Annotated in this window: 15 protein-coding genes and 1 pseudogene; 5 read left to right on the plus strand and 11 right to left on the minus strand. The window is 45.8% G+C overall.

The window, feature by feature from the left end:
* Positions 1 to 13: 13 nt before the first annotated feature.
* The 5 genes and pseudogenes from B2M23_RS03705 to mtpB all read right to left on the minus strand — a co-directional run bounded on the left by B2M23_RS03705 (position 14) and on the right by mtpB (position 4,305).
* Entirely contained in the window at positions 14 to 514 is a 501-nt protein-coding gene (locus tag B2M23_RS03705) for a UTRA domain-containing protein (protein WP_038353397.1), read from the minus strand.
* A 9-nt stretch (positions 515 to 523) separates the two neighbouring features.
* Positions 524 to 712: pseudogene (locus B2M23_RS21775) on the minus strand (winged helix-turn-helix domain-containing protein); the annotation flags it as partial.
* Complete coding sequence (locus B2M23_RS03710; RefSeq protein WP_038353398.1) at positions 702 to 1,349, minus strand: cobalamin B12-binding domain-containing protein; 648 nt, start codon at positions 1,347 to 1,349, stop codon at positions 702 to 704. The gene B2M23_RS03710 and the pseudogene B2M23_RS21775, both read right to left, overlap by 11 nt.
* Positions 1,350 to 1,365: 16 nt before the next feature.
* Complete coding sequence (locus B2M23_RS03715) at positions 1,366 to 2,742, minus strand: trimethylamine methyltransferase family protein (protein ID WP_038353399.1); 1,377 nt, start codon at positions 2,740 to 2,742, stop codon at positions 1,366 to 1,368.
* Between the two features lie 105 nt (positions 2,743 to 2,847).
* A complete protein-coding gene (mtpB, locus tag B2M23_RS03720) occupies positions 2,848 to 4,305 on the minus strand; it encodes a proline betaine:corrinoid methyltransferase (RefSeq protein WP_038353400.1) in 1,458 nt (485 codons plus the stop codon).
* 334 nt (positions 4,306 to 4,639) lie between these two features.
* Here mtpB and B2M23_RS03725 point away from each other — a divergent pair, with 334 nt between their 5' ends.
* The 3 genes from B2M23_RS03725 (at position 4,640) to B2M23_RS03735 (ending at position 8,437) form a co-directional block, all read left to right on the plus strand.
* Positions 4,640 to 6,157, plus strand: coding sequence for a BCCT family transporter (locus B2M23_RS03725; protein ID WP_038353401.1), 1,518 nt, complete (start codon positions 4,640 to 4,642; stop codon positions 6,155 to 6,157).
* 59 nt (positions 6,158 to 6,216) lie between these two features.
* A complete protein-coding gene (locus tag B2M23_RS03730) occupies positions 6,217 to 7,491 on the plus strand; it encodes an MFS transporter (RefSeq protein WP_038353402.1) in 1,275 nt (424 codons plus the stop codon).
* Between the two features lie 139 nt (positions 7,492 to 7,630).
* Complete coding sequence (locus B2M23_RS03735; RefSeq protein WP_038353403.1) at positions 7,631 to 8,437, plus strand: class I SAM-dependent methyltransferase; 807 nt, start codon at positions 7,631 to 7,633, stop codon at positions 8,435 to 8,437.
* Positions 8,438 to 8,736: 299 nt separating this feature from the next.
* Here B2M23_RS03735 and B2M23_RS03740 read toward each other — a convergent pair whose 3' ends face one another.
* The 3 genes from B2M23_RS03740 to B2M23_RS03750 form a co-directional block, all read right to left on the minus strand.
* Complete coding sequence (locus tag B2M23_RS03740; RefSeq protein WP_038353404.1) at positions 8,737 to 10,119, minus strand: SLC13 family permease; 1,383 nt, start codon at positions 10,117 to 10,119, stop codon at positions 8,737 to 8,739.
* 17 nt (positions 10,120 to 10,136) lie between these two features.
* Entirely contained in the window at positions 10,137 to 11,522 is a 1,386-nt protein-coding gene (locus B2M23_RS03745) for a uroporphyrinogen decarboxylase/cobalamine-independent methonine synthase family protein (RefSeq protein ID WP_052237390.1), read from the minus strand.
* Between the two features lie 162 nt (positions 11,523 to 11,684).
* A complete protein-coding gene (locus B2M23_RS03750) occupies positions 11,685 to 13,082 on the minus strand; it encodes an SLC13 family permease (protein WP_038353405.1) in 1,398 nt (465 codons plus the stop codon).
* Between the two features lie 165 nt (positions 13,083 to 13,247).
* Between B2M23_RS03750 and B2M23_RS03755 the strand changes: the two genes are divergently transcribed.
* Together B2M23_RS03755 and B2M23_RS03760 are read left to right on the plus strand one after the other, a co-directional pair.
* Positions 13,248 to 14,720 (plus strand): hypothetical protein, encoded by a 1,473-nt coding sequence (locus B2M23_RS03755; protein ID WP_038353406.1) that lies wholly within the window; start codon positions 13,248 to 13,250, stop codon positions 14,718 to 14,720.
* A 97-nt stretch (positions 14,721 to 14,817) separates the two neighbouring features.
* The gene (locus B2M23_RS03760) at positions 14,818 to 16,698 is read left to right on the plus strand and encodes a sensor domain-containing diguanylate cyclase (RefSeq protein WP_038353407.1); all 1,881 of its coding nucleotides are present in this window, start codon (positions 14,818 to 14,820) and stop codon (positions 16,696 to 16,698) included.
* A gap of 41 nt (positions 16,699 to 16,739) precedes the next feature.
* Here the strand turns inward: B2M23_RS03760 and B2M23_RS03765 are convergent, their stop codons facing one another.
* The 3 genes from B2M23_RS03765 to B2M23_RS03775 all read right to left on the minus strand — a co-directional run bounded on the left by B2M23_RS03765 (position 16,740) and on the right by B2M23_RS03775 (position 20,501).
* The gene (locus tag B2M23_RS03765) at positions 16,740 to 17,636 is read right to left on the minus strand and encodes a hypothetical protein (protein ID WP_038353408.1); all 897 of its coding nucleotides are present in this window, start codon (positions 17,634 to 17,636) and stop codon (positions 16,740 to 16,742) included.
* A gap of 168 nt (positions 17,637 to 17,804) precedes the next feature.
* Positions 17,805 to 19,232: a trimethylamine methyltransferase family protein gene (locus B2M23_RS03770; protein WP_038353409.1), complete on the minus strand. Its 1,428-nt coding sequence runs from the start codon at positions 19,230 to 19,232 to the stop codon at positions 17,805 to 17,807.
* Between the two features lie 21 nt (positions 19,233 to 19,253).
* The gene (locus B2M23_RS03775; RefSeq protein WP_038353410.1) at positions 19,254 to 20,501 is read right to left on the minus strand and encodes an MFS transporter; all 1,248 of its coding nucleotides are present in this window, start codon (positions 20,499 to 20,501) and stop codon (positions 19,254 to 19,256) included.
* Positions 20,502 to 20,544: the final 43 nt, after the last annotated feature.

Below are 20,544 nucleotides of genomic sequence, written 5' to 3' on the forward strand. Positions count from 1 at the left end.
CCTGCTTTGGCCTTTAAGGCAGATAGGTAATGCCGGTCAGCTTGCAGCATTCTTTTCTTATGTAAAGCTTGCGCATGCCCAGCGGGTCGTCGTTATCCATGAGGTTCTGGGTAATCTGCATGACGGGCGTGTCCTCGGGGATGTTCAGTTTTTCCGCGGCCTGGGCGTCACAGCCCACAGCCTCGATATGGATGCGTTCCTGGGTGATATAAAGGTGGTTCCGCTGATTGACGATTTCGCTGAAGCTGTTGTACTCAAAGTCGTCATTCCAGGGGGAAATGCCGGGGAAATAAGGAATAAACTGGTTGTCGTAAATAACAGGCAGGTCGTCCTTGAATAAAAGCCAGTTGATGAGCACAATGCGGGAGTCCGGTGCGACCCGCAGATGATAGACCAGCTCGATGGTGGGCTTGATGATCTCTGAGCCCAGCAGTTCTACGCGGTTGTAGGGTTCCTTTAAAATATTTTCAGGCTTCAGGGAGAGGACAAACTTGTCGTTGGTCTTGGCCAGCACATAGTTGCCCTTGCCGGGAATGGTATAGACATAGCCCTCCTCGATCAGGTTGCGCAGGGCGTTGCGGATGGTGATCCGGCTGACTTTAAATTCCTCGGCCAGAGTATTTTCCGGCGGCAGCGGTGTATCCGGCAGATAAATGCGCTGCTTGATTTTATTTTTTATTTTATCGCAGATTTCATCGTATTTATAGCTTATGGGAAACGCCCCCCTCCACCCATTCCTTACAGAGGTTTACACCCTCGTAAACATCCTTGGTAAAAGCGTCGGCGCCCACGTACTCCACAGCGTCCCTGTGCGTTGACAGGCCGCCGAGGATGATTTTGACCTTGTCTCTCAGGTTTTCCCTTACCAGAAGTTCGTTGGTTTCTTTCATATATTTCACGCCGTTTGCCATAATCGAGCTGATGGCAATCACATCGGGATGGGATTTTTGGGTTTCCTCCACAATTTTTTCCGGCGAAATGTCAATGCCCAGGTCGATGACCTTAAAGCCGGACATGAGGGCCGCACTTTTGAAAATGGATTTTCCAATGTCGTGGAGATCGCATTCAATGGTACATAAAAGAATGGTGCCAATGGCTTCCTCGGGGTTTTCCTTCTCGAGCTTCAGGCAGTCGAGTTTTAAAATTTCCTCAAAAATAATACCGGCCATCATGAGGTCCGTGACGCCGTAGCGGCCGGTTTCAAAATACTTACCCACCTCATCCAGCCCGGCCTGAACGGATTCAATGATCTGCATCTGGGAGGCGCCTTCCTTAACGGCATAGCGTACCAGCTTGATGACCTTTTTTTCTTCCAGTTTCTTAACAGCGGTTACGATGGATTCTAGCAATGGGAATGCCTCCTTTTTAATCGATGAATGCTTTAGGCAGATAGCCTTCAATGCGTTTTTGCTGCGCGTGGGTCAGTGACGGCGCTACATAATTTTCAAGCCGCTCGTCGATGATGGCGCTTGTTTCTTCCAGGATGTCCTGTTCCCTGTCTGTATTTTTAAAGGGATAGGGATAGTAATGTTTTCGGATAAGGCGAAGGTTACTCATGTTAATGTAATTGTCGGTACAGCCGGCTTTTTTAATGGCGTCAAGCATCAGTGTGACGGCGTTCACCTCAAAGCCGCCCAGGTAATGCCTGATTGTGCTGTGAAGGGCTTCGTCCAGAATATACTTATTGTAATTGATGGTGTTCAGAGAATCTTCAATGCCAAAGGCGTGCATCATGCAGTCGACGCCGGAAAACAGGCAGGAAAAAAGATTCATGAAGCTCTCGGCGCCGCTCTGATAATCCAGATATTTCGAATCTGTAAAGACGCCGCCAGACCGGACTGGGATTTTATAAAAGCGGCCCATTTCCGCTGCGGCCATGGTAAAGAGCGCAGTGGTCGGCTCTCCGGGTGAGGCGACTGCATTAAAAGGATTTACGCCAAAGAGCGGGAAACCATAGACGATGGGCAGACCTGGACGCACCATCTGCGCCAGAACGATGCCCGCCAGTACGGCGGCGTTGCTGATGAGAAAGTTAGACGTTGGCAGAGGCGGTGCGGTCAGCCCGCTCAGCCCGCTGCCGCAGGCCACCATCAGAGGCTGGTTTTCCTCCCCGTGTACCAGAATGACGTCGGCGGTACCCTCACCCATGATCAGCGGCGCGGAGATATTGATATTTCCGATGAGGATATTGCTGTCATGGGAATCCCAGTATTCTCTTGCAAAACGAATGCTCTCCTGTGCCGCCGGGCCATCCTGGGTCATGGAAAAGGTGGGCTTATCGGAGTATTTCAGGCACATGGCCATTTTATACTTTTCTCTGAAGTCAATGGGAACATCCATGGGTTCAAGGACATAGGGGCAGGCCATACTCATCTGTCCACTTTCCTGGTTGAGTTTTGTAAAATTGATAAAGTCTTCGCGTCCTGCCAGACGGCTGACGTTGTTCTTCTTTGCATAGGTGGCGCCGTAGGGCGGCATGGTACAGGTGGTTCCGTCGCCCACGGTTACACGGTGTCCGGGAGTGTTAAAAGTAAAGGAGGAGGGCACGTCGACAAGACGGTCTTCTACGATTTTGGGCGGGAGAAAGACCTTTTTGCCTTCTGCCTTTGCGCCATTTTTTTTAAAGACGTTTCTTGCTTTTTCAGAATGAACAACAATACCTGTGTTTTCCAAAATATCCAAAGAATATTCATGAATTTGCTGGCACTCTTCTTTTTCAGAAAATGAATAGCGTAGTTTCATGGGTGACCTTCCTTTTAAGTATAACCGGGTAACAAAAATAAAATCTGATACCACTAATGATACCAGATTTTATCCGAAAAATGAATACTATATATAGAGGGTTAATTAAAACTTTTCGTCTTCAGGCAGATAACGGTTTAAAATATCCTTCTGAGTCTTGGTTAAGTCAGGTAATGTATAGCCTGCGACACGTTCTTCAACTTCTTTGCTGGCACGTTCACGGAGATCGCCGATTTCATCGAAGATTGGCTGCGGATTGCCGGCCTGGCGGTTAAAGAGTTTGGTCAGCCAATGTTCCTGACGGTATTCCTTTGGTGTTCTTCCGGACAGGTAATTGCCCAGAGGACCGGCTTTCTTGATGGCGTCAAATACTTTTTCAGCCTTGACATCGGAGATGTCGATGCCTCTGTTGAGACGCAGTAAAATACGGTTGACTTCTTCGTCAAGAACAAATTTTTCATAGCTGCCCAGTGCGTAGGCCTGGAGAATACCAGCGTGGTTCAGGACAAAGTCAGATTTTCCAAGATAGGTAGTCATTAAGATCATGAAGCTTTCAACACCGGCCTGATAGTCTGGTTTTAAGGAGTCTGTGCCGGCGATACCGGTTCTTACTGGCAGCTGGTAGTAACGGCCAAGGGCCAGAGAAGCCATCTGGATCAGCTGGGCTTCCGGTGCGCCGATGGAGCAGGCCACGTTGCGCATATCGGTAGCGGTAGAAACGGTTCCGTAGATCACAGGGTTGCCAGGGTTGATGAGCTGAGTTAAAACGATACCGGCAAGGATGGTGGCGTTATTCTGGATGACAGAACCAAGCAGAGCCGCAGGAGCGGTCAGGTTGGTCATGGAGCAGGTAATGATGGTAACCGGCTGTCCCTCTTCAACAAGACCCATGATATTGTCAAGAACTTCATAGGAGTAGCCGAGTGGTGACAGTGCGCAGGTATTGGTTAAGAGCACCGGGCGGTCCCAGATGTCATAGAATTCTTTATAAAGCTTTGCGATGTCCTTCGCTTCCTGTTTTAAGCTTTTGCCCCGGACGTTCATGCTGTTGGCAACATTGCCGTAGGTCGGTTTCTGCGAATACTTCAGGCACATGGCGACCTGAGGCAGATAGAAATCTTCTTTGGTCTTATCCAGATCCGGTGTATCGTAAGCGGAGTTGTTGACAAAGTCAGTGACATCGCTGGTATCCATTAATTTCAGGAATTTAACCATGTCGTCTTTTTTTGCAACGCGGTATTCGTCATCTTCAAATAAGAATTTCGGTGGTCCGTAGCAGCCAACTGTTTTTGGCTTATAGCGTTCGCCGATTTTTGTTTCACCGGCAGATGTGGTTATGGTGAATGTCTTGGGTGCAGTTTCCAGCGCCTGATTTAACAGGTCTTCATCAATTTTTACAATACTGCCTTCAACGGTAGCGCCGTGCTTTTTAAATATTTCCAGCGCTTCTTCACAATCGAAGGAAACCCCTACTTCCTTCAAAACTCTTAATGAGTATTCGTGTAATAATTCAACATCTCTGGTAGAAACATATTTGTCATAAAATCTTCTGTTAACGTACATGGTACACCTCCAAAATTAATAAATACATGTATTTCACAAGCACAATATATCACGATATGGAAAGGTTGTCAATACTAAAAAACGCAAAAAATGAAAAAATAACGATAAATTTTAAGGATAAAAACCGATTATTTAGTAAAAAATAGGGGTTTCCTTCTATAGAAGCCCTTTAAAAATGTCGTAAAAAACAAAAAATATTTATTTTTAGGTTGACGATTCCAATGAAATCGTGTTATACTTCGTTTATAAAAGACATGTATTTCACAAATTGGCGTGTTCTTTTTAGAAAAGCATTCCGATCGTCATCGTTGTTTATCTCAGAATGGAGGCAATTATGAAAAAGATATTTGAGTCTGTAGATAAAACAATTTTTTTTGTAGCCGGAAGTATCACTTTGTTACTTGCCATTGTCAGCATTGTTTTTACCGAACAGGTCGCAAGCGTATTTTCTGGTATTTTTAATTTCTTTACGAACACATTGGGGTTTGCCTATATTGGCTTTGCGCTCTTTGTAATTGTCGCCTGCTTGTTTGTCTCTTTCAGCAAATATGGAAAAATACGGCTGGGCGGAGATGATGAAAGGCCTGAGTACAGCAACATCAGCTGGTTTTCAATGATTTTTGCGGCGGGCATGGGCATTGGCCTGGTATTCTGGAGTGTGGCAGAACCCATGAACCATTTTATGGTGCCGCCCTTCGCAGATCCGCAGACGCCACAGGCGGCTGTAGAATCGCTCCAGTATACTTTTCTGCACTGGGGAGTGCATCCCTGGGCATTGTACGCGGCGGTGGCGCTGCCCATGGCCTACTTTCATTTCAGGAAAGGTTTACCGCTGCTGGTAAGCTCTTCCTTCTACCCATTCCTTGGTGATAAGGCGCTTAAGGGCGGGTTTTCAAAAGGAATTGACACCTTTACAGTTATTCTGATTCTGATCGGTGTAGCCACATCCTTTGGGCTGGGAGCGCTGCAGATTCAGAGCGGTCTGGAATTTGTTTTCCATATTTCAGGCGGAACGCTGCTGGCAGTGGTGATTGTCATTATCTGTACGATTCTGTTTGTGATTTCCTCGACAGCAGGTATTGACCGGGGCATGAAGCTTCTCAGCAATACCAACACGGTTATCGTGTTTGCTGTTATGCTGTTTGTACTTTTAGTAGGACCGACACTGTATATTTTTAATATTACGCTGGAAAGTATCGGCGATTATATTTTTAAATTTATTCCCATGAGCTTTTTTACCGATGCCAACGGCACCGTGGCGGCTCATACGGGTGAAAACTGGATTGGTAACTGGACGGTCTTTTACTGGGCCTGGTGGATTACCTGGACACCCTTTGTGGGCAGCTTTATTGCCAAGATTTCTAAAGGGCGCACGATCCGGGAATTTGTCCTCGCTATTTTGGGCGTTCCGACCATCATGAGCTGTATCTGGTTTGGGATTATGGGCGGAACCGGCCTTAATATGGAGCTTACAAATCCTGGCAGCGTGATTCAGAACGGCGCTGTGGATACCAACAGTTCAGTATTCCAGATGCTCAGTAACCTGCCGTTGTCCGGTGTTATTTCTGTCCTTGTCATGCTGTCACTGCTGGTCTTTTTCCTGACCTCGGCAGATGCGGGCGTGCAGGTGGTAAGCACTATGAGCTCCAGGGGTAAGGAAAATTCTCAGAAGCTTATCAAGGTCATCTGGGGTGTGATCTTAGGCTTACTGGCCATTATGTTTATTGTGACTGGAGGGCTTTCTGCGGTACAGTCACTGTCCTTTGCTTTCAGTTTTCCGTTCTTGATTATTATCTGTCTGATGCTGGCGGGATTTTTCAAGTATCTTAAGAAAGAGGAATTCGATAAATAGTGCTGCCATCAGCAAAGAGCGGGCGGAGCGGATTGTTTGTTAAATTTGGAGGGGTAATTATGGAATTAGATAAAAAGAAAAGAAATATTGTTCTCGTCATTCTGAGTATGATCGCTGGGATCGCTTACCTGACGCCGCTGATCCGGTTTTCCTTTTATGACCAGATGATCGTGGCGCTGAACATCAACGATGTTCAGCTGGGGACCATCGCCGGAGTTTACGGGCTCTTCAATGTTATCGGCTATGTGCCGAGTGGTATTCTGGCAGAAAAGTTCAATACGAAGAAATTGTTGATTCTGTCCTGTGGGGCCATGTGCCTGGTAACACTGTGGTATTCGAGCTTTCCGGGCTACACGGCGCTCATTATCATCCATGCGCTTTATGGAATTTTCAGTGTCGGCACTTTCTGGTCACCTTACCTTAAGGCTATCCGCAACCTGGGCAGCGAAAATGAACAGGGACGTCTGTTTGGTATCAGTGAAGGGCTGCGCGGTATCGGGCAGACAGCGGTTGCTTTCCTCTGTCTGTGGGCTATGGGCCTTTTTGCCACTCAGGCAGCTGGTTTTAGAGCGGTGCTTTTAATCAACGCTGCGGCCTTTGCCCTGCTGACTGTTTTGGTGATCGTTCTGGTACCGGATTTTGATAAAGGTAAAAAAGAACAGAACGCCAAGGCAGAAAAAAAGGAAAGCATGTGGAAAGCTTTTGGCATGTCCTCCACCTGGCTGTGTATTTTTGTGATCATGTGCGGGTATACCCTCTGGAATACCGCCAATGGTTACATGGGCACCTACTGCACCCGTGTGCTGAACATTTCACCAGAGCTCTCAAGTACCCTGTCCATTATCAGAAGCTATATCATTGTATTTGTGGCCGGCATTTCCGGCGGGATCATCATGGACAAGTTCAGCTATAAAGGTAAGGGAATGTTCTGGACCTTCCTGGCCACAGGCATCTGTGTGCTGGCGATATTGTTTACCTCTAAGATTGTGGCGGTCTGTGTGGTCATTACCGTTGTGCTGGCTTATCTGGTCAATGTGCTTAAATCTACTTACTGGTCCATTCTGGGTGAAGCGGGCGTGCCGTTAGCCATGACCGGCATCGCCACTGGAATTATCTCCTTTATCGCGCTGACGCCAGACATCTTTGTCGCGCCGATCATCAGCCGTTTTCTGGCCTATGGAGAAGCGGGCGGCAATGTAGAGCTGGGCTTTAACATGATGCTGATCTGGATGGTTGTCTGGGCTGTTCTCGGTGTTTTCTCCGCCATTTTGCTGAAACGGCGCGGTGTTAAGACCAAAAAGCTGGAACAGACAGCGCAGGTAGAAAACGTGTAAGCAAAAATACAACATAACCAATCTCACATAAAAGGACCCCGGAATAACGCCCCGGGGTCTTTTGCATATTAGCGCTTTACACATACCTTCTGTTGTGCTTTAATAGAATTAAAGAAAACGATTATAGCAGGAGGGCAAAATGAATAAAGAAATCATTATTGGCGACTGGAAAATGCCGGAATGCGATACAGAAGCGTCCATGAACATGTGGAATGCCCGGGCGCAGGAATTCGCAAAGCAGAGAGGTGTTGAGGAGGACGACTGGGTGGCCGCTCTTGTTAAGCGGCATGGTATGCTGCCGGCGGACGGCGCATTTCTGGATGTGGGCTGCGGCGCTGGAAAATACACCGTCTATTTTGCGAAACAGTGTGCCGAGGCCTGCGGAACCGATTTTTCGGAGGAAATGATTAAGAGTGCTGAGCAGCGGGCCAGAGAGGCCGGGACAGACAATGCTTTCTTTTCCTGCGATAACTGGCACACCCTGGAGCTGGCAGAAAAGGGCTGGAAGGGCAAGTTTGACTTTGTGCTGGCCAACATGACCCCGGCTATCCAGTCGGCAGAAACCTTTGAAAAACTGACTGAAGCCAGCTGTGGCTGGTGCCTGTACATCCATCCGGTTTTGAGAACCGGCTCGGTGGCAGACCGGCTTAAAAAGAAAATATTCGGTAAAAAGCCAGAGCCCCGCTATCCTCAGCTTCAGTACGCCTTTAACCTGCTCTGGGAGAAGGGGCTTTTTCCGGCTGTGGAATACCGGGAGAATAACTGGGTGCGCAGCTTTGAGCTGGAACGGGCTGTCGATATTTTCAAAAACGACCTGAAAAGTAAAAGAACACTGACTGCCGAAGAAGAAGCCAGTATTGAAAAATACCTGATCGAGCACGCGGTAAATGGTATTGTGGAGGAAGAAGTCCGGACAACCCAGTTTGCGCTGTACTGGGAGGTATGATTAAAAAAGACTGGAGGCCAGCCTTTTAGCGTGTCGAAGAAAAGGCACAGCCCGAGACTGCGCCTTTTATCCAGATAAGCAAAAAGGTCCAGGCGCTGTGGTAAATGGCCAGGAATCGTGCCGCGCTATAGGAACAGCCGGACACTGGCGAGATCAAGAATCTACTTTGGTGAAAAAGCTATCCGTGTAAGGGCGGTGCCCGCAGGATGCTTTTTCTTCCTTAGGTAAAAGGCTTCGTCTCTCAAGGGTTATGACAGACTGAAAGACTGGAGGGGGATTCCAGTCTTTTTTCGATGATGTTATATAAGTCCGATAAGCATCCAATATGGAACAGCGATGGCAAGGACAAAGACAAAGCTTAAAACCATCTTGGTCCCCCATATTCTGGTAAAATCTTTGCCGCTGGTTAAGTTATACCCCATAAAAATAAGGACGAGTGCCCATTGATACGGGAACAGGATTTCTGTGGTTGACAGGTTCATGGTGTAGTAGATGACAAGCGGACTGATGCCAAGGCTGAGGGCAATTTGAGTGAGAGGAACGGTTAAGGTCGCGTAAGTCGCAAGTGGTGTCAGGAAAATTTTAGCGACGACACAGACCAGCCAGACTGCTCCGATAACAAAGAATACACTTTTCCCCTGAAGCAGCGGCAGCACCGCGTTAGCGATGATCTGGCCTATTCCCAGAGAGTTTGCAACATGACCAATGGACAGACACGCGGTGGTGAAAATGGCCATGGTAAAATTGATTTTACTGATATCGACAGGCTTGCCTACATTGATTCCCGGAATAAAGAAAAGCAACGGAATTAGGGCAAAGCCCCAACCGACATCAATACCATGGATGTCGCTGGTAAACATGAAAATAAACAATAGAGAGACCACAATGATGGACTTTTTTTCTTCAAGGGATACTTTTCCAAGTTTTGAGTACTCCTGAATGGCATAATCCTTAATATCAATCTGTTTTTTTGGTTTGCAAAGCTTAATAACCATAAAAATACAAACTGCGAGCCAGAGAACAAATGGAATATTATTGATAAAATATTGAAGCCATGTTATCTGAACCGGAGCGACCTCTTTGCCTAAAGAAGGCATGATTGCAAAGGTCGGATTGTACAGAAAGAAAGTAGGAAACCATGAGGCAAAAAAACCACCCATCATAATGCCAGCACTCTCTCTTGATTTTTCAAAATTTAAAGCCTTGCAGATACCAAAAGATAAAGCGGCCATTGGGACATATGCCTTGCCGGGTGCGATGAGATTTAGTATAATCCCCGCGATGGCAAGCCCCCAGAGAATACCGCTGTAGGTACCGCCCGTTTTAATAATGCTCCAAAAAGCAACTCTGTTTAGCAGTCCGATTCTCTCCAGAACATTGGCGAGTAAAAACCCACCCATAAACATCCAGGGAATATTGCTGAACCAAGCGGCAAAAGCAATGTTTGGTTCAGCGACATTCAGGAGCATGTAAGAAACAGGCAGGGCGACTGCCACAACAAAATTTGGCAAAATATTAAAAGCGAACAAAAGAATTGCCGTGAGTGTAATTGCGGAGAAGGTTCTCAGCTGTGGGGTAAAAACACCCTGTGTGGGAATCAGCATGACGATAATGGGCGCAGCGATCACACAGATCCACATGATCAATGTTTTGGGATTTGTTTTACGAATAGCATCTGGCATGGGGTGCCTCCTTTAAGTTAAATGATTGTAAAAATCATTTTGTAAAGCATGTCTTCATAGGACTGAAGAAGAGGATCAACGGTGGATTCAAGCGACGTTTCAATTTCATTTTTAGGGACATCTTTCCAATTTATGTAGAAAGGCGACTCAAATGAGCTGACAGTGGTACTTGGTTTTTCGTATGGATTATTGTCAGAGCCTTTGGCTGTTTCTCCTGCGTTTTGATAATTAGTATTTTCAGCAACATACTGGATAACAGCAGCGTAGTTCTCGATATTGATCGTATCAAGCGACATGGCGCTTTTATCAAAGTTAAAGATGAAGCGTCCGCCCGGAGCCATAATATCAATCATTTCCTTTGCCTTATCAATGCATTCCTGTTTTGTGCCGGTCTTTGTCAGGGTGATGGGATATAATCCAGATAGAATATGTTTATTGCCAAGCTTTTCCTTAATGATTTTAGGATCACCGTATTCAAACTGAATCCTGGTATTTTCCGGAAGATCCTGGAGCAGGTCAAGATAACGCATCCAGTCATGCTCACAAAAAAGTGACGCTGTCTGCCCGTTTTCTGCCATAATATGGATAAATTTAGAGAAGGAGGGCCAGTATATTTTTTCAAAGTCTTTTTTTCTTAAGTATGTTCCGAGATGAAGCGGCATAAAAACTTCTCCAAGCTTATGAGTTTTAGCGGGAAGGCCTCTTTTTACCTGCATGGGCAGCATCGCTTCACAGGCTTCAATAATTTTTTCCGGACGCTGGCGGACATCCATGTAAATACCTTTAACGCCTCTCAAAAAATCACCGATAAGGTCAAATGATGCCTGACATAATGTGTTTGCGCCTGCCGGGGGTGTAAAGTAACCATATTTTTTGAAAACAGGAGCCTTAATCGCATTGAATTTTGCCTGATGGTCATAAAAGGCTTTCATTGCTTCGGCTAAAACCATACCAGCCCTCGGAGAATCGGTGTCCAGGTTTTCAAAGATACGGGGTAAGGACTTTGTAACAATAAAAGTGTAGGGATCCTTTATGAAGGCATCATATTCGTCTGCCTTTAGTGTCTCAAGATCAATATGCTGCATATAACCAGTTTGTCCCATTGAGTAGCCTTTTGAGCCAAGGATCTTAAAGACAGCCGGATTTTTTAAAATGCCGCCGACGGCCGGAGTATCGGATGGGATGAATGCGCAGACGCGGTCCATGGCTGTGGTTATATTTTCAGGGTCGAGATCCCAGAGTGTTTTACCGACAGGAATTTCTGAATATTCCAGTGCGGCTTCGAGTGTCATTGAAGCTTTAATCGGTACACGTTTAGGAATAATACCACTGTACACATCTTCGAATAATTTTGTTCTTTCTGCCTTTTTCTCCAGGGCGCTGGTCATTTTTTGATCGCTCATTTTGTTATCCTCACATATTCAAATGATTTTTGAAGTTCAAACTTTTCTCCATTGCAATGGCTTGACTGAATTATATATTATCTTGTAATTACGAATCAACGAAATAAGAAGACTTGTCAATTTACAGCGGTTGACACTTAATTGACAGCGTATTCAAAAGGCCTAAATCAAACCGATTAGCCGCCAGTATGGAATATAAACCAAAAGCATGTAAAAAAAGTTAAGAATCATAACCGTTCCAAAAATTTTGGTATAGTCCTTTGTCTTAATTAAGCCAAAAGAAAAATAGAAAAGAGGAAGCGCCCATTCATAGGGAAAAAGGACCTGGCAGGAGGCCTGATACATCTGGTAATAGATTACCAGAGCGTTAATGCCGAGCGATTGCGCGGCCTGCACAAAGGGAACCGTATAGGTGGCCCAGATTGCCAGAGGGGTCAGTGCGAAGTTGGTAACGACGCAGATTACCCAGATAACCATGAGGGTAAGTGTAACGTTTGAAGCGCTGAGATGAGGGAGGATCAGTCCGGCAATAAGGCTGCCGAATCCAATATAGTTAGCCACGTAACCAATGGACAGGCAGGAGGCAATGAAAACAATCATGCCAAAATTGACAGAAGTAAGATCCTCTGGTCTGCCAAGTTTTATGCCAGGAAGGAAGAAAATCAGCGCGACTAAGGGGAATCCCCAGGCAAGAGGCAGGTGATGAAGGCTTGAGGTCAGGAAATACAAAAAGACCAGGGCACTGACAAGCGCTGTCTTTTTCTCTGTTTTTGTCATCGGCCCCATCTGCGCAAGTTCATTTTGGGCGTGATGCACCGCGTTCAGCTTGTGTTCCGGCTTTGTGAGCCGGGCGGTAACAAAGACAAGAATAAAAATCCAAAGGATACTAGGGATGTTGTGATAAAAGTACTGAAAGAAGGTCAGATGTGTCTGAGTCACTGTTGAGCCTAATGTCTGCAGGTTATTGATTTCGCTGCTGTAGATAAAATACTTTGGCATATAGGACGAGAAAAATCCTGTCAGCATGATTCCGGCAGAGGTAGATGATTTTCCGAGTTCCAGCGCTGCGCAGATACCATAGGTGAGCATGGCCATTGGGATATAGCTCTCCCCTGGTGCCAGAAAATTCATGATAAATCCAGAGAGAGTGATAGAGAGCAGGAGTTTATAATAAGTATTTCCTGCGTGCGCAATAAGCATATAAGCGATTCTTTTAAGAAGGCCAGTCCGCATGAGAATGTTAGAAAGAATCATGCCGCCCATAAACATCCACGGAACTGTGCTTGTCCAGGGAGAAAATACCACCTCTGTGGGGGCGAGATTTGTGATATTATAAAATATGGGCAGAATGAGTCCGGCGATAAGCTGCGGAATGTACCCAAACGCAAATATAAAAATAGCCGTTAAGGTGATGGCCGAAAAAACTTTTATTTCATGGGTAAATACCTCATTTTCAGGTATCAGCATTATAACGGCTGGTACCAGAAGTGTCACAAACCAGGACCATTTTTCTTTATTAACCGCTGTGAAATATTTTTTTAGAGTGAATAGAGTATTCATGTACCTCTCCTTAAAATGGCATGTCGCTAAATACCAGATATTCGTACTTTAATTTGATTTTACAAAGAAGCATGAGAGCCGTCAATGTACAGTATGGAATTGTCAATTTTCTAAAATTGACAGTTTATGGACAAATGTACAGCGCATACGAACAAAGGGGGAAGAATGGAAAGTTATCAGGAATTATCACGATTGGGTTATTTAATGGATCTGTTTCATGTGAAAGGAATGGATCTGGCTAATTATCTTCATGTAGATACCTCGTTAATCAGCAAGCTGAAAACAGGAAAACGAAAGATTAACACAAATTCTGAAATATGTGACGAGATTGTGGACTTTTTTATCATGCTGGATAAAAGGTCGAATTATGCATCTGTTAAAGGGGTGCTTATAGAGTCGGGGCAGGCATCAAAAGAGACAGAAACGAGCGCGTTGAAGGTACTCCTTAAACGTTGGCTTGTAGAAGAAAACGATGCAAACAGTAGCTTTACGGACAAGACCGTCTATACAACAAAGGTTAAAATTTTTCAAGGAAAAACAGGACGAAGAAAGGCGGCCCAGGAGTTTATTCAGTCTGTTTTACTGGAGAAAACACCACAGGATATTTTTGTGTTGGACTGGACGGAGCATTATAGCTGGCAGTCGGAGGATACGGAGTTTTTTAAGGAATGGAAAAAGCAGTACTTGAATATCGCGGAAAAAGGGCATCGAATTGTATTTTTAATTTCGCTGAACCACAGCATTGATTATTTGATTAACACACTGCTCTATCGCCTGCCCATGCTGCTTACCGGCAATGTTCAGTATCTGTATTATCCTGTGTACTCACCGCTTCTGTATAAACATAATATTGTTGTCTTAAAAAACAAGATGGCTTTAGTGAAAATTGCTGCGGATGAAATTACCCAAAAGGATATTACGCATATGTACACAGACTATCCGACAGTCAGGCACTATGAAGAGCTGATTAAGTCTGCCTATACGCTTTGTAAAAAATCCCATGAAGTGATTCATCATCAGGAGATACGGGAGTTGATTAAAAAACTTCCCTATAAATTGGGAAATACCTATGTCAAGACAAAAATGCCCTTTTCGCTCATTACAACCAGCCAGAGTTTCCAACGTATTTTAATCAAAAACAATATCGAGAAAGAGGAACAGAAAGCACTATATGAAATTTATAAAATACATCATAAAAAATTTTCCGATGATATTGTCAATTTCAAATACTGTCTGTTGGTGAATAAGGAAGCCCTGATACAGGGACTGCACAGCGAAAAGGTCAAATTTCATGAGCTTACATTATTTACAGGAAAAGAAATCATGGTGGATAAGCAGGACGTCTACAGACAAATTGAGTACTTAATATGGCTGCTGGTCACTTTTCCCAATTTTAATGTTGCTTTTTATCGAAGTGGTCAGGAAAATCTTCTTGACGGTTTAAATTTATGGCTAAATGAAAACGGTCCGGTTATTATCAATCAGGAAATAGATGATGACTCCTCTATTATTATGGATGAACCATCCATCTGCACTGCCTTTTATGTTTATGCAGAAAAGTATTGGTATTCAATACCATCCGTTGAAAGAGAAAAAGAGTCTGTTATCCGGCAGTTAAAAAATATGTTGTTAAGCTAGAGCAAACTGGTAAGCTGTCCACAGTCATTGACTTATAATAGGACTTCCGATATACTGAGGTTATCAGATAATAAGATTGGGAAAACGAGGCGTAGGGATGAGAGATAAGCGCAAACGCTCCGGCCGGCTGCGCAATGGCATCATTGTCATTGCGGCGATTTTGGTTGTGATTGGGGTTTCTTTTGTATATGTTAAATCCGTTGAGGGGAAAGTCTCAGAGGAAACGGGCCAGTACCTGGAGGAGGTTGGAATCCAGAGTGCTGCGTTGATCAGGCAAAAATTTGATGATGACATCGAAAATCTGAAGGCCGCAGCTGGGGTCATTGGCGCAACAGACCTGGCGCTGAGCGATGACCAGATTATGGAGGCGCTGCGGCAGATTGATGAAACCCTTGATTTCAGAGATGTGGCAGTGGTCGCGGCAGATGGAGTGGCCTATGAGATTAAGGACAATGCGGTTTACAGCTTTGACGTCTCGGATCAGGAGCATTTCCGGTATGCGATGGTGGGGGTGCCTGTCATTTCAAACCCGACAGTGCCAAAGGATAACTCGGAGGAGTCCATTGTGATGGCTGTTCCGGTTTACCGGGAAGGCACCATCATTGGCGTAGTTATGGGCCGGTACTATTTGACGGATCTTATCGAGCTTCTGGACGTCAATACCTTTGAAGGAAAGGGATACTCTTATATGGCCCGGCGCAATGGCGATGTTTTTGTCACTTCCAATAATGAAAATGCCGATAAAACACTGAAAAATCTGAATACTGATTTTGAAGACTCTTATTTTGAGGACCCTTTTGCCCTCCAGACCATGCAGGTTAATATGCTGGAGGGTAGAAGCGGCAGTGTATCCTATGTGTGGAATGGCACAAGACGCATTATGCGCTATCTGCCGGTGGGTATTAACGACTGGTATCTGCTCTCGGTCGTGCCCAACGAGGTGGTCGAGAGCCGGGCGACAGGGCTGGTCATGCAGGCGGCGGTTTTCTGCTGCGTTCTCTTCGGAGTATTCACAGTGCTCAGTCTGTATGTCCTCGGAATCCAGAGACGGAAAAATGAAGAGCTCCGTAAAACACATCAGGAGCTTAAAACCAATGAACAGCGCTATGAAATTGTGATGGCCCAGTCAAAGGATATTATTTTTGAGTGGGATATAAAAACAGGGCATATTTATCATTCGGACATGTTCAGGCAAAAATTTGGCTTTGAGTCCCCCAGTGAGCATTTTCCGGAGGCGATTATTGAAGCCAAAGGGGTGCCCGAAAGCGATGAGACAGTGTTCATGCAGACCTACATGAAAATCGCTGATGGCGCACCCTATTCCGAGGGTGAGTTCCGCGTGTATGACAGCTGCCACTACCCGCTGTGGTGCCGTTCCCGGGTCAGCCTGATTGTTGATGAAAACGGAGCGCCCAGCAAGGGCATCGGTATCCTGATGGATATTGACGAGGAAATGCGGGAAAAGGAAAAGATCATGGAAGCCGCGGAAAAAGATTTTCTGACCCAGACCTTTAATAGGGGCGCGGCGGAAAGCCGTATTCAGCTGTGGATGAAAGAAAACGCCGGTACCCAAAAGGCCGGGCTGCTGATGATTGACGTGGATGATTTTAAACAGGTCAACGATACCTTTGGGCATATCTCCGGTGACCGCGTCCTGAGGGAGGTTACCAGGAAAATCTCCGGTATTTTCAGAGAAAGCGACATCGTTGGAAGAATCGGCGGCGACGAATTTGTCGTGCTTATGAAGAATATTCAGGATACAGAGGCGGTGACCAGAAAGGCGCAGGAGATCATCCGGATTTTTGAGAGCTGCCGTGTTGGAGTCCAGAAAAAGTACTGCATTTCCGGAAGTATCGGCATTGCCCTGTTCCCGGAAAACGGAACAACCTATAAAGAGCTGCTGGGCAAGGCCGATCAGGCACTGTACTACGCAAAGGCTCATGGGAAAAACCAATTCGTCTATTTCAAAGAGGATTAAAATAAAAAAGCTTCGCTGTCCGGCGAAGCTTTTTTTATTGGTTAAAAATCATGTTCGATGGGGCCCGTATGGTTGATCTGGCTGTAAACAATCTGTAGCGGACATTGCGGAGGATCAGAGGAAATGCTGCCAGGCCATCTGAAATGATTGTCATCCTCAAAGGGCAGGTTATTTAAAAGCGCGTTGACCGTATCCAGATAATAAGAAAAATTTCCGGAAATCGTCAGCGTTTTTTCCGGATAATCGCCGTAGGACCAGTTTGCTTTTAAGCTGTCACGCTCCTCCAGGATTCTGCCGCTGTTGTGCAGAAAAGGCTGACAGAAGCCCTCGCTTTTTACTGTGCGTTCAAGGGTGACGGGTTTTGAAGCGTTGACAGGGCTGGGCTCTGGTCTCAGGATTGTTCTTCCGTAGGCTTTGAAAAACGCTGGATCGTCTAAAAACAGGATGCCGTTAACGGCGCGCAATGTTTCCGGGTCGCTGGTCTGCAGCGTACTGCAGCTGCCATCTTCCTGAGAAAGACTAAACAAGACCTGGCCGTCCTTGATGGTCAGAAACTGGTATTCCCCGCCGCTGCTGAAAGCGGCTGTTTTGTTCACCCGGTCCACAGCGATGTCCAGCGGGCCACCGTTGCCTTTTGCCGCAGCATTCACCCAGCTCCAAAAGGGCAGGCCTTCTAAAGAGGAAAAATCCAGGGTGTTCTCAGGACAGCCGTCGGGCAGATAAAGACGGATAGAATAATTATTACTGCGGTACAGGCTGTTGTTCATCCAGGACATAAAGGTGTCCTCAGCCTCGGCGGAGGCCTGCTGTGGCGCGTCGCCCTTATCCTCTAAAGCAATTTGATAGACAAAACAGATAAAAAATGCGATGAGAATCAAAGCCAGGATAAGCCGTGTAGCCAGCATCCGTTTTTTCATTTTTTTAGTGTCATAGCTCATATCAAACCTCCATATGAAAAGCATATCATAAAGAAAAGCGGCTGACAATGGCACAAAAGGCGATAATAAAAAGAAAGATTGTCAAAAAACAAAACATAAGAAGCTTTCTGACAAAAACCACGCAGCCTGTCATTTTTATGAGTTGGGCGACAGGCTGCTTTTTACAGGCTATTTATTTTTAAGCTGGAGATCCTTGGGAATGTACTGATCAATGATCTTTTGCTGTATCTGGTCAAAATCGCCAGGCTGATATTCAGCGATGCGCTCAAGGTATTTTTTCCGGGCTTCGGCTTCAAGGCTGGGGCGTCCCTGTGCCATCCACTCCGCTGAGCTTTCTTTAAAGTATAAAGATGAGCGGTAGAAATCTTCCCGGTAGGCTCTGTCCGTTCTTGCCAGGTAATTTCCAGCGGGGCCTGCTTTTAAAATTTTATCGATTTTCATGCGTTTTTCATCAATGGCGACAGGCAACAGTAATTTTAGAATAGACTGAACGTTTTCTTCGTCCATAATGAATTTTTCGTAGCTGATGGTATTGTAGGAATCTAATACTCCCAGAGACTGGGCGACCAGATCCGGACTTGAATGGTAGGCAAAATAAAACATCATAAAGGCTTCTGCACCGCACTGGTAATCGAGCTCTTTGGCGTCTGCCAGGCCGGTGGTACCAAGACTTGGCAGACCATAGAAGTCGGCCATATCCTTTTCGGCCATCATGCGGTAGGGAGATTCGGGCGTGGCCACAACGCAGGAGGTGTAGCGCAGGTCGGAAAGCATGGAAATCAGGCTGTACATAACTGGATTTCCAGGGTTGATGGTCTGAGAAAGGGTGATGATTCCCAGCTTTTCGGCGTTGCCCTGGAGTAAGGTTCCTGCGAGGGTAGGCGGTGTTGTTAAACCAGGCATTCCTGAGCCCTGAGCCCATAGAAGCTGGTTGCATCTGCAAAACGACAGCAAGGTTTCGCAGGTATCCTGGGTCAAACGAAAAGGTGACGCAGTGCTGATACAGATCATGGCGTAGACATCCTCGTCACTGGCGCCGCCGTAAAATTGCTTGATCATTTCAAAGCTTTTGTCAGAAATTTCGCCGCCTTCACAAAAAGTTTGAAGCGGTTTGGTAGAATAAGCAAGGGTGATTGCCAGTCGGGTCATCGCGTTGTCGAGGGGTGACAGCGACAGATCACGGGGTCTCAGCATATTTGCCCCTACTGTTCGCATTAAGCTGCTGGTTTCATGCAGTACTGTGAAATCCACCATGTCCTTCATGGTCGTTGGCCGGTAATGGCCGTCCTCCAGGACATTCATAGGCCCAAGAGCCGGAGCGAGCTTTGTTCCCTCCTCCCGGATACTGAAAGCCTTACGTCCATCCCGTCCGCGAAGCTTAAAGTCTTTGGGAGCCTGCTTTAAAGCGGCTTCAACCTTTTCACGAGGATAGTAAACACGCTGTCCTTCAACGCGGAACCCCGCTTTTTTACATATTTCCAGAATTTCATCACTCTCGATGATCTCGCCGTTGTTTTCCAGCAGGTAAAGAGATTTTTCATGGATTAATTCCATTTCTGCTTTTGATAATACCGGTTGATATTTTGCGATTTGCATTTTTTCCTCCATAAAGTAAAACTATTGGTTATTGCTTGTTTTTGTTTTTAAAACTGATTTTTTCAGAATAAAGGTTGCAGCGATTCCGACAACACAGGAAACCAGGCACAGGATAAAGATCTGCTGATAACCGGAAAAACCATTGGCGTCAATTATCCCGCCGCCGACTTTATAGAACCAGATATCGCTGGAATAGCCCACACAGGAGACAAAACCGGAGATGGTGCCCGTATATTTAGCGGAAATACCCGCTTCCGAAATTGGAATAAAGCTGCAGGTGACAGAAATATTATAGAGGGCAGACACCAGGCATAAGGAGGTAACAATTACCCAGGCAAGCGCTGGATTCAGCGGTGTGAAAAGAACCATTGCAAAGGCTAAGATTCCGATGACAAAGGCGATCCGCATGACGATCGACGACGCGCCGATTTTGTCGCGAAGCCAGCCGGCCAGCGGATTGGCCACTAAGCGCACAACCTGCTGCCGGAAGATGGCAATGACTGAAATCCAGGCGACAGGAACAGCAAAGTATTCGCTCATGTAGGGCTGAAAATAACTTTGGGAAGATTTTGGAATGTAGGCACACAAAACAACAATGGCCATAATCCAGACAATGGGCATTTTCAATACTTTTCCAAGATCACGGAGATTGACTTTGCTTTCTTCAGAGCCTGTATCCGGCAGCGCTTCCTTTTCCTTGAAAATCACGAAGAAGATGATCGTTGGAACAGCGACGACCAGAGCAAAAAAGAGGATCAAAGCTTTAAAAGCGGTTATATTTTCACCTAAACCGCTGTACAAAGCGGTTGCCGCAAAGCCCTCCAGTGCGCCAAAGATGCCGGAAAAGGCAAAAAACAATCCATAGAGCTTTCCCTGCTCACTGTCATTCCCCATAATGCGAATAAATTTGATGATGGCTCCCCAAAAAGTAAAGATGGTGGTGACGGCAAAGCCAAACTGAATGACAAGCATAATTGGAAGCGGAGGAATCAGCAGCATGCAGAATCCAAGTGCGGCTGTTCCTAAATAAGAGACGGTTATCAGGGTCTTAACACTAAATTTGTCGGAGAGATATCCGCCTGGAAAGTATAAAATAACGGAAACAATCCCAAAAACAGTCATCATTGAGCCAATCTGTTCATTTGTAAAGCCAAAGGCCTGCTGTACAGGGATGTAGTAGGTTTCCAGCATATAAGGGAACTGCCAGACAGCCCCATAGCTGATGGTCACTAACAGAATGATGATCCACCTTTTCTTTTTAAAATCCATTTTCACTCCTCCTAAATAAAAATATTTAACCGGTTATGTTTGT

It is taken from the genome of Eubacterium limosum, from assembly GCF_000807675.2.
Lineage (GTDB): Bacteria > Bacillota > Clostridia > Eubacteriales > Eubacteriaceae > Eubacterium > Eubacterium limosum.